General features: G+C 35.2%; 12 protein-coding genes, 1 pseudogene and 1 riboswitch. Of the genes and pseudogenes, 7 read left to right on the top strand and 6 right to left on the bottom strand.

All coding sequences use genetic code 11. The features are described from left to right. Positions 1-54: 54 nt before the first annotated feature. From LDX58_RS21970 to LDX58_RS21960, 3 genes are all read right to left on the bottom strand, one after another. A complete protein-coding gene (locus LDX58_RS21970; RefSeq protein ID WP_227939423.1) occupies positions 55-222 on the bottom strand; it encodes a serine protease in 168 nt (55 codons plus the stop codon). A 25-nt stretch (positions 223-247) separates the two neighbouring features. Then, positions 248-2,032: a phosphomethylpyrimidine synthase ThiC gene (gene thiC, locus LDX58_RS21965; RefSeq protein ID WP_227939414.1), complete on the bottom strand. Its 1,785-nt coding sequence runs from the start codon at positions 2,030-2,032 to the stop codon at positions 248-250. A 136-nt stretch (positions 2,033-2,168) separates the two neighbouring features. Continuing rightward, positions 2,169-2,283, bottom strand: a riboswitch (TPP riboswitch). Between the two features lie 108 nt (positions 2,284-2,391). Next, positions 2,392-2,766 carry a PH domain-containing protein gene (locus tag LDX58_RS21960; RefSeq protein ID WP_227939503.1) on the bottom strand — a complete coding sequence of 125 codons (375 nt, stop codon included), beginning with the start codon at positions 2,764-2,766 and terminating at the stop codon, positions 2,392-2,394. Between the two features lie 155 nt (positions 2,767-2,921). Between LDX58_RS21960 and LDX58_RS21955 the strand changes: the two genes are divergently transcribed. Then, positions 2,922-3,893, top strand: a complete 972-nt coding sequence (locus LDX58_RS21955; protein WP_227939413.1) for a 2-hydroxyacid dehydrogenase — start codon at positions 2,922-2,924, stop codon at positions 3,891-3,893. Between the two features lie 330 nt (positions 3,894-4,223). Here LDX58_RS21955 and LDX58_RS21950 read toward each other — a convergent pair whose 3' ends face one another. Then, positions 4,224-4,391 (bottom strand): hypothetical protein, encoded by a 168-nt coding sequence (locus tag LDX58_RS21950; RefSeq protein WP_227939411.1) that lies wholly within the window; start codon positions 4,389-4,391, stop codon positions 4,224-4,226. Between the two features lie 155 nt (positions 4,392-4,546). Further along, complete coding sequence (locus LDX58_RS21945; protein ID WP_227939410.1) at positions 4,547-5,473, bottom strand: coiled-coil domain-containing protein; 927 nt, start codon at positions 5,471-5,473, stop codon at positions 4,547-4,549. 210 nt (positions 5,474-5,683) lie between these two features. Between LDX58_RS21945 and LDX58_RS21940 the strand changes: the two genes are divergently transcribed. From LDX58_RS21940 to LDX58_RS21915, 6 genes and pseudogenes are all read left to right on the top strand, one after another. Then, positions 5,684-6,367, top strand: coding sequence for a BMQ_0737 family morphogenetic spore coat protein (locus LDX58_RS21940; RefSeq protein ID WP_227939408.1), 684 nt, complete (start codon positions 5,684-5,686; stop codon positions 6,365-6,367). Between the two features lie 113 nt (positions 6,368-6,480). Further along, positions 6,481-7,161 carry a gp58-like family protein gene (locus LDX58_RS21935; protein WP_227939406.1) on the top strand — a complete coding sequence of 227 codons (681 nt, stop codon included), beginning with the start codon at positions 6,481-6,483 and terminating at the stop codon, positions 7,159-7,161. 194 nt (positions 7,162-7,355) lie between these two features. After that, the gene (locus LDX58_RS21930) at positions 7,356-8,318 is read left to right on the top strand and encodes a CgeB family protein (protein ID WP_227939404.1); all 963 of its coding nucleotides are present in this window, start codon (positions 7,356-7,358) and stop codon (positions 8,316-8,318) included. 1,102 nt (positions 8,319-9,420) lie between these two features. After that, positions 9,421-10,017: pseudogene (locus LDX58_RS21925) on the top strand (LamG domain-containing protein); the annotation flags it as partial. A gap of 204 nt (positions 10,018-10,221) precedes the next feature. Further along, the gene (locus tag LDX58_RS21920; protein ID WP_227939501.1) at positions 10,222-11,283 is read left to right on the top strand and encodes a glycosyltransferase WbsX family protein; all 1,062 of its coding nucleotides are present in this window, start codon (positions 10,222-10,224) and stop codon (positions 11,281-11,283) included. A gap of 67 nt (positions 11,284-11,350) precedes the next feature. Then, positions 11,351-12,436: a glycosyltransferase family 61 protein gene (locus LDX58_RS21915; protein ID WP_227939402.1), complete on the top strand. Its 1,086-nt coding sequence runs from the start codon at positions 11,351-11,353 to the stop codon at positions 12,434-12,436. 710 nt (positions 12,437-13,146) lie between these two features. Here LDX58_RS21915 and LDX58_RS21910 read toward each other — a convergent pair. After that, positions 13,147-13,465: transposase (locus LDX58_RS21910; RefSeq protein WP_227939400.1), on the bottom strand; the 319-nt coding region annotated here is incomplete at its 5' end.

Below are 13,465 nucleotides of genomic sequence, written 5' to 3'. Positions count from 1 at the left end.
TATGAACTTCGTAGCTAAATGACTCGTGCAAATTTTAAATAGAGCACTTTAAGTTTAATAGTATAACGCTTCTGTTTTTTGACACTTCAAACACTTTTTATAAAATGAATCTGTTTGATAGTCATGATTACACTTGTTTTGTATTTCTTTTAAATGACTTTCCCAATAAGTAAGTTGGTTTTTCAATTGACCAATTTTTTCCTGAACATTATGGACTTGCATCGGCAAAACCTCCTTTAGGACCCTTTTACTGATAAATCTCTCCACCTGACTCTTTAAATTGTTCTGCCTTTTCTTTCATTCCTTTTTCAATTGCTTCAGTTGTTTCGAGTTTATTATCTTTTGCATACTGGCGAATGTCATGAGAAATTCTCATGCTACAAAACTTCGGTCCACACATTGAACAAAAATGAGCTGTTTTTGCTCCTTCAGCTGGCAGAGTTTCATCATGATACTCGATCGCACGTTCAGGGTCTAAAGCTAAGTTAAATTGATCTCTCCAACGGAACTCAAAACGAGCTTTTGATAATGCATCGTCCCGTACACGTGCCCCTGGATGTCCTTTGGCTAAATCGGCTGCATGCGCCGCGATCTTATATGTAATCACGCCTTCACGTACATCCTCTCGATTTGGTAAACCTAAATGCTCTTTCGGAGTTACATAACAAAGCATCGCCGTTCCGAACCAACCAATCATGGCCGCCCCAATCGCTGAAGTAATATGATCGTAACCTGGTGCAATATCAGTTGTTAAAGGTCCTAATGTATAGAATGGTGCTTCATGACACATCTCTAGCTGTTTATCCATATTTTCCTTTATTAAATGCATCGGTACATGGCCAGGTCCTTCAACCATTACTTGTACATCGTGTTGCCATGCTCGTTTTGTCAATTCACCAAGCGTTTCTAATTCCGCAAATTGTGCTTCATCGTTTGCATCTGCGATTGAACCAGGACGAAGGCCGTCTCCCAATGAGAATGAAATATCATAAGCCTTCATAATCTCACAAATCTCTTCAAAGTGAGTGTACAAAAAATTTTCTTGGTGATGATGTAAGCACCACTGGGCCATAATTGAGCCACCTCTAGAAACGATACCTGTTAATCGCTTGACGGTTAACGGAACGTATCTTAAGAGAACACCCGCGTGAATCGTGAAATAATCGACACCTTGCTCTGCTTGCTCAATTAAGGTATCTCTGTATATCTCCCAAGATAAATCTTCAGCAATCCCTTTTACTTTCTCTAATGCTTGATAAAGAGGAACGGTTCCTACTGGGACTGCTGAATTACGGATGATCCATTCACGTGTCGTATGAATATTTTTCCCTGTCGATAAATCCATCATCGTATCAGCACCCCAACGAGTCGCCCAAGTCATCTTTTCAACTTCTTCTTCAATGGAAGAAGAAACCGCTGAATTACCAATATTCGCATTGATCTTCACATGGAATTGACGTCCGATAATCATTGGTTCCGTTTCAGGGTGATTGATGTTAGCCGGAATAATCGCTCTACCTTTTGCCACCTCTTCACGCACAAAATCAGGATCTAAATTTTCTCTCAATGCGATGAATTCCATTTCAGGCGTAATAATTCCTTTTTTAGCATAATGAAGTTGTGTTACATTCTTCCCTTGTTTTGCACGCATTGGATTACGTTTCAGCCCTGGAAACACAAGGTCATTTTCACGTGGATCATCGTTATTGATATAGCCATTATCTTCAGGCTTAATATCACGTCCTTGATATTGTTCGACATCGTTCCGTTCCTGAATCCAATTACTGCGAATAGCAGGCAGCCCTTTTGTAATATCAACAGAATAATTGTGATCAGTATAAGGACCACTCGTGTCATAAACCCGTACAGGAAGATTTTCCTCTTCACCAACGGAACCTGTGGTCGGACTTAATTCAATTTCACGCATCGGTACTAACAGGTCTGGCCTTGAACCTTTGACATACACTTTTTTACTACCTGAAAAACTAGACATGATGGAAATGTTTTTTTCATTCAATGAAGATGTTGTCATTTAAATCTCTCCTTTTTTAAATAGAAAGGACGAGATCTAGAACATAAGAAAGGAAGAAGTAAGGATGAAGATACATAAAAAGCCGGGAACCAATAATAGTTGGTTGGACCCGGCTTAATTAGAAGTAGCATCAAATTGATGATTTCTTAAACTTCCCCACGCTGGTATGAGCCAGATCAGGTCCAAAGGGTCGACAAGCTTTAACGCGCTCGTCTCTCAGCCCAACTTATTGGACACCCCTAGTTATTCTATTAAATTGTTTACATTGCCAGTATATAGCAAATGTAGGAATAATAAAACACTTTTCTAAATATTAGCTCTAAATTCCTAGTTGACCATTTGCATTTCCTAGAAATTACTTATAAAACATAATCAGCCAATACCCTTTGCACTTCGTATATATTTAAGCTCTTATTGAATTGCTTTTGGATTGGTGTCGAAGTACCAGATACCCAAATTTTTAGTTCTGCATCCAAGTCAAAATTCCCAGCTGTTTCAATACTAAAATGTATGATGTTCTTGTAAGGAATGGAGTGGATTTCAGCTTTCTTTCCTGTCATTCCTTGTTTATCGACAAGGATTAAACGCTTATTAGTAAAAATAAATAAATCTCGAATCAGTTTATAGGCTTTTTCTATTCTTTCATCATTTGTGAGAACTTTTGAAAACTCTTTTTCCACCTCACTAATGCTCACTTCTGATGCGTTTCCCATTATCCCATCAAAAAATCCCATCATTAATGACCTCCCATGTGATCAATTTCATTACGAAAGAAGCATACCATATTTCACCGAAAAACCTATACTTTTTACATCAGCATTGGTTCCATACAAGATGTATGTTAATGTTTTACTATATTATTTTACTCGCCTCTAAAGGAAGGATTGCCATGAAACCTAAAATACTAGTTTATATGAGAGTTGATGATCGTGTCATAAATGAGTTGGAGAAAGATTTTCAAGTTACAACCTTCAGTAATCATGAATATCTGGGGGACAAAACATTTGAACAAGCATTAAAAGAAGCAGATGGAATTATTGGCTTAGCATTAAACATAACAAAGGAATTATTAGATGCTGCTCCTAACCTAAAAATTGTTTGTAATGTTTCGGTTGGATATGACAACTTAGATTTAAAAGAACTTTCTAAAAGAAAGATAATGGCAACGAACACACCAGGCGTTTTAAATGAAACAACGGCTGACGCCATATTCGGACTTTTGCTTGCAACTGCAAGAAGAATCCCTGAATTAGATCACATTGTTAAAACAGGTCAATGGAACATCTCTTTGCAACCTGAACAGTATGGTATAGATGTTCATCATAAAACATTAGGTATAATTGGAATGGGTAGTATTGGTAGCGCTATTGCACAGCGAGCACACTATGGGTTCGGGATGAACATTCTCTATCACAACCGCTCTCAAAATAAAGAAGCAGAAGAGAAATATCAAGCAACCTATTGTGAATTGGACAAACTTTTAGAGCAATCTGACTTTGTTTGTTTAATGGTTCCTGCTACCAAAGAAACGGTGAAAATAATGGGAGCTGAGCAATTTAAGCAAATGAAAAATTCAGCCATTTTCATTAACGGCTCCAGAGGTAAGAATGTTGATGAAGAAGCTTTATATTACGCTTTAATAAATGGTGACATTCATGCAGCTGGTATTGATGTTTTCACTGAAGAACCAACCCCTAAAGATAATCCATTACTTCAATTAAGAAATATCGTCACCTTGCCACATATAGGCTCGTCCACCACTGAATGCGAGTACAATATGTCTAAACTGGCAGCTGAAAACTTAGTGAAAGGACTTCGTGGGGGGAAACCGCCTTGTCTTTTAAACGAAATTGATAGTTGAAGTTTTCAAATTATTAATCCAACAAGTTAAAAATTAATACGATTTCCTAGCTGAAAATGACGGCCAACCAGCCAACCGGTTGATGTCGTTCATGCTCTAAACAGCCAACTCCACGATGGTTCGTTTTAGATTATTGTATTCACAACCCTTAAGTCGAAGATTGCAAATGACAGGGACTGCCAACCAACAAAAGTACACCATTAATGTTTGGTAATCGCATTTTCATTTATGAAAATCTATATAAGTGATATGAATATTATTTTAGACAACATTTACATTAAGGTTATTAAAAAACTCAGGCTAGAAAATAACTTAGCCTGAGTACATTATTTATTTTGTTTTATATTGTTTTCCACAATTACAACCGCTTGAAAAGGAACGCCCTGAAGTACTATAAGTGGTAGGATGAGAAGTATTTTTTTTCCTATTACTTCTTACCTTTGGCCTTGTTGAATAGATTGGTGAAGCATATGCTCCTCTAATCTTCTTTTCTTTCATATACATTCCACCTTTAAACTTGAAGTTACAATTAGTTTATGTTTTTTTACAAGTCAAGGTGTACAAAATGTATTCTTTCATGGTCACATTATTTAAAATTGGGTATAAACTGTTCGGTACTCTCCTTCATGGAGTACCATTAACTTTCTGTCATCTTATTCTTTATTTTCCGTTTTCTTATTTGAAAGAAATACAGAATCGGCCTGCTCGGTGTATTGACCGTTTGGCTTAGCTCCACTAATTGCCTTTTTTTCTTTTAAATTTCGAATAAACCATGATTCATCTTCTTCTTGATTCTGCAAATTTGTTTCTCGTTGTTCAATTTTTTTTATAAATTCTTCTTTTTCTTTTAAGTTTTCTTGCAGTTTTTTTACTTCTTTTATCCACTCATCGATTTCACTATTTTTAACATCAAGTGATTCCTTTAACTCTAATACCAACTGAGATGATTCTTCATACTTTATAATGTGACTATCCATGGTTTCTTGAACTTTTTTACCAGCTTCTTGCTCTTTATCCAGTTGCATTTTTACGTTTTTATTATTGATAGTTCTCTCCTTTAATTCCCGATTCATTTGTTTAAGTTTTTCTTTTAAATTTTCATTTTCAATGCTTTTACCCTTTAATTCCTGACTCAGTTGCTCTAGGTCACTTTGTAAGTTTTTATTTTCATTGTTTTTTCCCTTTAATTCCTGACTCAGTTGCTCAAGGTCATTTTGTAAGTTTTTATTTTCATTGCTTTTTCCCTTTAATTCCTGACTCAGTTGCTCAAGGTCATTTTGTAAGTTTTTATTTTCACTGCTTTTTCCCTTTAACTTCTCACTCAGTTGGAAATGTTGTTTATTTAAACGTTCTATTGAACTATCCTTCTCATTTAAAACCTCATTATTTTGTTCCAGTTCATAATGCAATTTAATGTTTTCTTCTTTTAACTCTTCTAATTGACGATAGTGATAATTATTTTGATAATCTTTTACTTTCGCTTTATAGAGAGCAAGCTCAGATTGAACATGGATTAACTTTTGCTTCAGTAAAATAGGGTCATTCGTGCTTTGTTTCCGTTGATTTTCACCCTTATTCATTAATTATCCCTCCGTCTTTCAGTATTCTCTTTATACATACTTATGATTGGCAACCTTGACTTATTTCTAGGGATATGCCTATTGAACAAAATTTACGCTGAACCCTGCACACTTAACCATGAGCTTCATAGGATACAGTAGTTCGCTACCCATTATAATTAATACTAAAATTTATTATAATGGGTGAAAATTTAAGGAGGTATAACAATTATGAGCCATGATAAGCATAAAGTTTGTATTAAAGTTCCAAAAGTGTATGACTGGGTAACACGCCAAGTCGATTTACCACTCATGAGTTTCAATGGTGATGAATTAAATAACATTTTCGACTGTGTAACTAACGGATTCACACCACCAGAGGATCTTTGTGAATTTTTAGAAGCCCACCCTGGGTTTACAGTACATTGTGATTTAATTGAGGATTCTATTCTCTGTCAAGAAATCAGACAACACAATGGAAGACAGCCAGTAACTGTAACTCTTCCTACAGGAGAAACAGTTACACTTGAAAAAGTTAAGGTTCTTGTAAAAGGATTAGTTCAAGTAGTCATTAGAGATGCTAATGAGCAAATTATTTGTAAAACTGAACCTATTCAATTTGCAACTGCGCAAACATTCTTCTTATGTGCTCCAGAAGGAACCGAAGTACAATGTCATATAACATACTTCCAATGTGATGCCGATGTTATTTGTGATGATAATTTTCAACAGCTTGATATCTCTATCTTGTTGTGCTTAGATGTACAAATGGAAGCACCTGTAAAGTTAGAGATAGAAGCAGCGATCTGTAAGCCTCGTCAAGAGCTTCCAGTCGAAGATGTTCTATGTCCTGTAGATGTTTTCCCACCACAATGCCCAGAAATTTTCCCGGGTTCAGTTAAACGCAAGTGCTAATTTTTTGATTATGGGAGAGGATTTACTCTCCCTTCTTATTATTTTTTTGATAATCGTCATTCTCTTTCCTACATACAATCTATATAACTATATAATGAAGGAGGGTCAGCTTTATGCCAAAAAAAGCTCAGCAATCACTTCAAAACGATTCTATTATACAATTACAACAAAAAATCATTCATTATCGTTCTGAAATCTCTCGTTATAAACAACAACTTAACTCTTATGAAAAACAGTTACAAGATAACAAGAAAGGCTATACACAACTAAAAGAAGCTCTGGAAAAGAATGAGAATAAACCTCAAGAGAAGGTAGAAGAATCAAGAATTGAATGTCAAGTGTATTTTAGCTATTCAACCATTTTACCGAAGCCTGAAGAGGAAAATGTCCTTGTGATTGGGAGTTTTATTTTAAAAAACACAGGTAATCAACCTTTAACAACACCCATTATCTGTATTCGTGTTACACCTTCGGAAGGCGGAAAGTTAGGTGGTAAGATTAAACTTTATTCTCGTGATAAGGAAGATGACCGTATCTTTGATGAATCAGCAACAGAAGAGTGGGTCTATATTCATGATAATTGGAGAGAAAAAATCAAAAATAATGGAGAGCACTGGTTAAAACCTGCAAACCAAACGACTATTGATCCGGGTGAACAAATAAGCTTTTCAAACTTTGATCTTACACTTTCACCACCTGAGATAGGAAATTCTATTGTTGTGAGTGGCTTTGCTTATTGTCAGGAACTACAACAGGGCGGAGCTGCTTTAAATCAGATTATTATTAATTATTAAAGACGATTTTATGCGATCTTTGGGTTATTTCAGTTAATGAAATAACCCAATGCTCTGAATCTCTTCATTGAAATTTACTGACATTAAACTACCTTTGTATGAATTAATACAGCCATAGTTGGTATGAATGATCTAGTGATTAATATCTCAAAAGTACAGAGATATTTTTAAAACTTTATTAGGGGTTAAAAATTATGAAGGTATTATACATTTCTTCTGGCTATGGAAAAATATATACTTTTTTTGATCAATGTATCCTCAAAGAATTAAACAATATTAAGCATGTTAAAGCTAAAAGTTTTAAGCTTTCTAAGGGACTTTCACACTTAAAGTCGGAATGCAGATTGTTTCAACCAGACATTGTACTAACCTTAGTTGGAGATAAACTTCCATCAGAAATGCTTCAATGGCTTAAAAAAATGAAATTTAAAATAGCCCTATGGTTGACAGAAGACCCCTATTATATTGATCGAGCAATAAAACACCTCCCTAACTACGATTATGTTTTTACGATCGATATCGCAGCTCTCAAATATTATCACTTGCAAGGCTTCAACAACGTTTATCATTTACCTTTAGGTACCGATCCAAATACCTTTTCTCCTAAAAGCTTCAAAAAAAAATATGTGAGTGACATTTGTTTAATTGGTTACCCTTATCGAAGCAGGGTTACAATCATAAAGAAATTATTAAAAGAATCTTCTTATCGAATTATTGTGTCAGGTGGTTGGCAAGAGCATTTAGAAGAATCTGACCAATTGCAGATTATAAGAGGTTGGCTTCCGCCCCAGAAAGTTGCTACTTACTATTCAAATGCAAAAATCGTTTTAAATACACATCGATCATATAATGAAGAAATGAATGAAAATAGAATTGGAGTTAATAATCAAAGTGTTAATAATCGTACCTTTGACATTGCAGCTTGCGGTGGGTTTCAATTAATCGAGCATAAAGAGGATTTAACAACGCATTTTTTAAAAGGCGAAGAAATTATTTCATTTAAAAGTCAACAGGACTTGCTAGAGAAAGTGGTTCACTTTTTCAAAAACGACAAAATGAGGGAAGATATTAAAGAAAAAGGACGGCAACGAGTGTTACTAGAGCATACATTTCATCATCGATTAACTAAAATGATTAATACAATTTCAGGTTCCTAAAAGAGTTGTTCTAATAGGAGAACTACTCTTTTTTCTCTTTATATCATAGTAATAATGACTTTATTAAATGCAATGAAATTCAATATTATATTACTTCATTCCAAATTGCCCTAATTGATGGTTATCGTTATGAAAATCTGAATCACCTGTCAATAAAAGTTTAAATTCTTCTGCCATCTTTTTATACTGCTCATTATGAATCTTATTTTGGCTACGATGCCATACTTCAATTCTATCAAATCAAAAAGCTAACAATTATCGGACGAGTTGGTCGTCCCCAATATAAACGGGATGCGCTAGAACAGCTTTTTCTCCTGCCTGCTGAATAAGATGGAACCCCTCCTTGACGATAAGATCATTTTATCAAGCGCGCAAGGTTTCCCGTCTGCTAAATATTATTCATCAAACACAGTTTGATATTCTAATGAAATAGAGAAGCCTAAATCAATAAATTTTTTAATTATTCGTTTCGCTCTTCCCTCTCGTCCTTTACGCATTCGTAGCAGAATGTTTCTAGATCTCCCCCTGCAGTATTGTTAAAATATATCAATACTTTTCCCTTTATACTTCGTACTAAGCACAATTGCTAGAATTACTCGAACTTCTTATCTGCCCTTTCAGCTCTTCTATCACCTAAAAGGGTGTCATGATCTATAATCGCGATCGTCTTTAACCGAGCCTCTTTGCTTTTTCAACAACATCCGTTGGTGAATAGTTCCCATCACAGGATTTCATATACATGTAAGGTAAAACTACCAGTTTCAATAATATCTTTTAAATTCATTTTCGAATCCTCACTTTAAAAAAATATTACTTCTAGTATATTACAATTATATCCGTATCAGAAAAGTCATGATGATATCATTACGTTCTTTTCCATTAATTAAACATATAGAATGACGTTCGCATCTAAATATATTAGGCTGTTAAAGCTATAAATTATTAATTCATACACCATTTTAGATTTCTTTTGATTTAGAAAATTTCTACTTTAACCTATGGTACAGCCGTTAACAACGTAGGTCTGTTGACATAGTATATAATTGTAAGTTTGAATTATGAAATTAAACCAAGAGATTATTTCATTTTCATCCAAGATATAATGATCTTATTACTGGTAGTCCTATTTCAAAAGATTGTAGTAGAAATAAATGTCAAAATAAAGATTTTATTAATCATATTAATGCACTGGAGGATTATTATGCTAAAAAAAGTGTTCTTGCATTTTGATGGTAAGATGCATCTTCAACTCGAACCCTTATATGAAAAAGTAAAAAATAATTTCACATATGAATTTTGGGTGAAACCAGAGGCGGATCATCGCTTGGTTGAACAATCGATACTGGGCGACAATACTCAGGGACAGCGCTATGTTATCTTTCCAGGCCATCCAAATAATTTACTCCAAGCGGGTGCCGGAGTATCTGTTGGTACAAATGGTGTCACTGTATTGGAACATACGGACTGTTATTTTCCAGCTACTCTTGTTTATAATGCAAATCTTATAGAGTGGACTCATATTGCGATTGTTTATAGAAATAAGACACCTTTCCTTTATATAAATGGAGTGTTTGTGAAGAATGGATATACAAGTCCTAAGAACGATGTATATGCGTCAGGTACGATTGGAGGACTTGATCCCTATGGCTTTTTTGTTGGAACGGTAAAAGATTTACGAATATGGGATCATCCAAGAAGCGAAGATCTCATCAACGATTGTATGAATAACGAGATAGTAGGAGATGAAGAAGGGCTTGTTTTAAATTGGAGCGGTTATCCTCATGAAAACAACCAAATATTTAGTGAGAGAATCTCGACTCACATTTCGAAGCAAAAGGATATTCAACAACTTGAAGAAATAAACACTCACAAAAAAGAAAATAATTTGATCAAGAATAAAAAAATGAAAATGATAGCTTTTTATTTACCACAATTTCATGAAATTCCTGAGAATAATCAATGGTGGGGAGATGGATTTACTGAATGGACAAATACGCGAAAGGCAGAACCTTTATTTCCAGGACATTATCAGCCACGAGAACCCTATCAGGATTTTTATTATGATTTAACAGACCCTTTGGTAAGGCAATGGCAAGTTGACATAGCTAAGAAGTATGGGATCTATGGTTTTTGCTATTATCACTATTGGTTTAAAGGAAAGAGGCTACTAGAGAAACCTTTTAATGAAGTTTTAAGAACGGGTAAACCAGACTTTCCATTCTGTCTCTCGTGGGCTAATGAGCCTTGGACTAGGAGATGGGATGGAAGAGATGATCAGGTGTTGATGCCACAACACTATGGAAATGAAAACGATTGGAAGGAACATTTTGATTACCTTTTAAATGCATTTCAAGATGAACGATATATTTGTGTCGAGGAGAAACCTTTATTTCTAATTTATAGACCGGAAAGTATTCCAAACTGCTCAGAAATGTTAGATTACTGGGATATTTTAGCGAAGCAAAACGGCTTAAAAGGTATTTATTTTGTCAGAACATTGAATGGTCATTTACCGCTTAGTAAGCTTGAACGCTTTAATGCAAGTGTAGAATTTGAACCACATTACACAGCTGCGCATACAAACTGTCCAAATATTTGGCGCATGGTTTCTGGATACAAGAAAAGAAAAGCAGTGATAGATTATGATGCTATCTGGTCGTGTATTCTCAGTCGGAAAAACAGCAGGGACGATACAAAAATCTTTCCTGGTGCTTTTCTTGATTGGGATAACACTGCTCGTAGGGGAACCGAGGCTACTATCTATCAAGGCGCCACCCCTGAAAAGTTTGAGAAATATCTGAGCGAGCAAATAAAAAGGGCAGAAACCATATACCAAAGTGAATTTTTGTTTATAAATGCATGGAATGAGTGGGCGGAAGGAACGTATTTGGAGCCAGATAAACAAAACCAATTTCGTTATATAGAAGCTGTTAAGAAAGCCTTAAAAGATAATGGTTATAATTGAGATCTTGCTACAACAAAACAGATATCAGTGAGGAACTTTTCCTTCATAATAATAAAGGAGAGTCTAAATGGATTATATAACAGGTCAATACATGACAACATCAGAATGGGTGAAAGAATTAGAAGCAATAGGCATCGACACCAAGGGTATGGTTACAAAAATTTATTCAGATGATCAATTTCCTATTAAGGCAGGCAAAACATTAACACGAATGGAGCACCCCGAATTTCAAGAAAGATATCACCCTTCTAGGAGTGCTTATGTTACTGCGATCGGCCAAGGCAAAGTGGTAAAGGAAAACGGTTACGTCCTGACTCCAAACAACAAATTACTGTTGGATATTTGCAGCGATTTCACCTTGGTAGAAACAGATGTATTCTCCACACCCTTACCACCCAAACAAATCACCTCTGAGACAGTTGCTGTTTTAACCTATGATCTTGCTAGTACAAATTACTTCCATTGGTTTTTTGATGTCTTACCTAGAATTCACTTGATCCAGAAAAGTGGTATTCCAATTGACAAATATGTATTCAATAAATTGTCTCAGACTTTTCAATATGAAACACTTGTTGCATTGGGTATAGATAGGAATCAAATTATCGAATGTACTCCAGATACTCATCTTGAAGCCAAAAAATTAATCGTAACTTCTTGGATCGGAGTTACGTCTTATTATCCGAAATGGAGCGCGCAGTTCGTTCGGGCTAAACTCATGAATAAATTTAAATTCCCTTATAACTGGGAACGCAATAAGAGATTGTATATAAGTCGTACTGATGCACATTATCGTAGGGTTATCAATGAAACTGAGGTTATCGAGCTACTCAAACCTCTTGGTTTTAAGAGTGTGTCTCTAAGCTCATTATCAGTTGCAGAAAAAGTCAATTTATTTGCTTCAGCAGATGTTGTGATAACACCACATGGAGCCGGTGAAACTAACTTGATATTTTGCAGGCCTGGTACTAAAATTGTGGAATTGCAGTCTAACAGCTATGTTAATAATATTTATCAGCGATTTTTCAATTACTTTAATTTCGATTACTACTATTTAATTAACGATGCTGAACGAGGAACCGATTGGGAGGGAAAATGGAACTTTAAAGTGAATCTTGATGAGTTGTCCAGTCTATTATCTCGGTATAAAACTTAAAATCTATGATGACATTTTTCTGCCAAAAGACTTTTTATAAATCTTGGGATGTAAATAAAAATGGGATCAATTAACGAAGACGGTGCGAAAATCACGTACCGTCTTCGTTATGATTTAAAACAGAAGCTCTCTTAAAATCCCATCTATAAGACTTGTTTTCGGTACCACTAGGAATCCACTTTCAATTACTCCGAGGAATCATCATTCCCCTATTATGTAATAAATTCCTCCCTATCGTATCGGAAGTGGATTCCGCTAATTATTTTACATTAAAGCTAAACTCCCTCTATATAGAAAGGTAAATCTTTCGATTTCTAGCCTTTTCTCACTATTTCATAGTCATCCATTTTTAATAGACATTGATAACATGGGATAAAGTTGTTTTATAGGTATATCTTGGAGTTGAGAAGCAAAAAAGACTGTATGCACCCAAACCACCTCTATCCAAAAAGTGGATATTAAGTTGAAGTATGGTCGCACTGGTGGATGTCTACATTTCTCATGGAGGTCAACCCTCCCATATCTCGCAGAGTCTATGCTCCAAAATTCCTTCGTCCAACCTTTCCATGAGGTAGATGTCAGTTATGCTGCCCGACAGGATCAATGTCCGTATTTTAGTTGATTTACTGACTAATCCGTGCTTCAAATGTCTATTAATTATTGAAATAATCTACTTAAAAACCATATTATTTTCCTAGTATCGAGAAAAATTAAGCTACCTTTGGCAATTCAGTCATATGAGGAATATCCTTTAGCATTCTATCTTCACTAAACTCAAACTGCTTCTTACCGATTGCAAATAACACTCGTATCAATTTATTACATAAGGCTATCAGTGACTGCATCTTTTTCAATGGATTATCAGGGCGTTTTGTATAGTATTCGTGTAAGGCTTTAAAAGCAGAATTCTTAGCCACAAGCGGCATAATGACTCTAAACAAAAGGGCTCTTAGATTTTTCCTGCCTCTTTTGGTTATTCTAGTTTGTCCCTTATGTTTGCCAGACGTGTGCTCCATCAAGCTTAGCCCA

Source organism: Alkalihalobacillus deserti (assembly GCF_020734105.1).
In the GTDB taxonomy this organism is placed as follows: Bacteria; Bacillota; Bacilli; order Bacillales; family Bacillaceae_D; genus Halalkalibacter; species Halalkalibacter deserti.
This window is presented reverse-complemented; position numbering and strand designations above follow the sequence as displayed.

Coding starts and splice junctions, on each gene's coding strand:
- LDX58_RS21920 (WP_227939501.1), top strand. CDS start 10,222: ATGAAAATGATAGCTTTTTATTTACCACAATTTCATGAAATTCCTGAG.
- LDX58_RS21945 (WP_227939410.1), bottom strand. CDS start 5,473: ATGAATAAGGGTGAAAATCAACGGAAACAAAGCACGAATGACCCTATT.
- LDX58_RS21970 (WP_227939423.1), bottom strand. CDS start 222: ATGCAAGTCCATAATGTTCAGGAAAAAATTGGTCAATTGAAAAACCAA.
- LDX58_RS21930 (WP_227939404.1), top strand. CDS start 7,356: ATGAAGGTATTATACATTTCTTCTGGCTATGGAAAAATATATACTTTT.
- LDX58_RS21960 (WP_227939503.1), bottom strand. CDS start 2,766: ATGGGATTTTTTGATGGGATAATGGGAAACGCATCAGAAGTGAGCATT.
- LDX58_RS21935 (WP_227939406.1), top strand. CDS start 6,481: ATGCCAAAAAAAGCTCAGCAATCACTTCAAAACGATTCTATTATACAA.
- LDX58_RS21950 (WP_227939411.1), bottom strand. CDS start 4,391: ATGAAAGAAAAGAAGATTAGAGGAGCATATGCTTCACCAATCTATTCA.
- LDX58_RS21940 (WP_227939408.1), top strand. CDS start 5,684: ATGAGCCATGATAAGCATAAAGTTTGTATTAAAGTTCCAAAAGTGTAT.
- thiC (WP_227939414.1), bottom strand. CDS start 2,032: ATGACAACATCTTCATTGAATGAAAAAAACATTTCCATCATGTCTAGT.
- LDX58_RS21915 (WP_227939402.1), top strand. CDS start 11,351: ATGGATTATATAACAGGTCAATACATGACAACATCAGAATGGGTGAAA.
- LDX58_RS21955 (WP_227939413.1), top strand. CDS start 2,922: ATGAAACCTAAAATACTAGTTTATATGAGAGTTGATGATCGTGTCATA.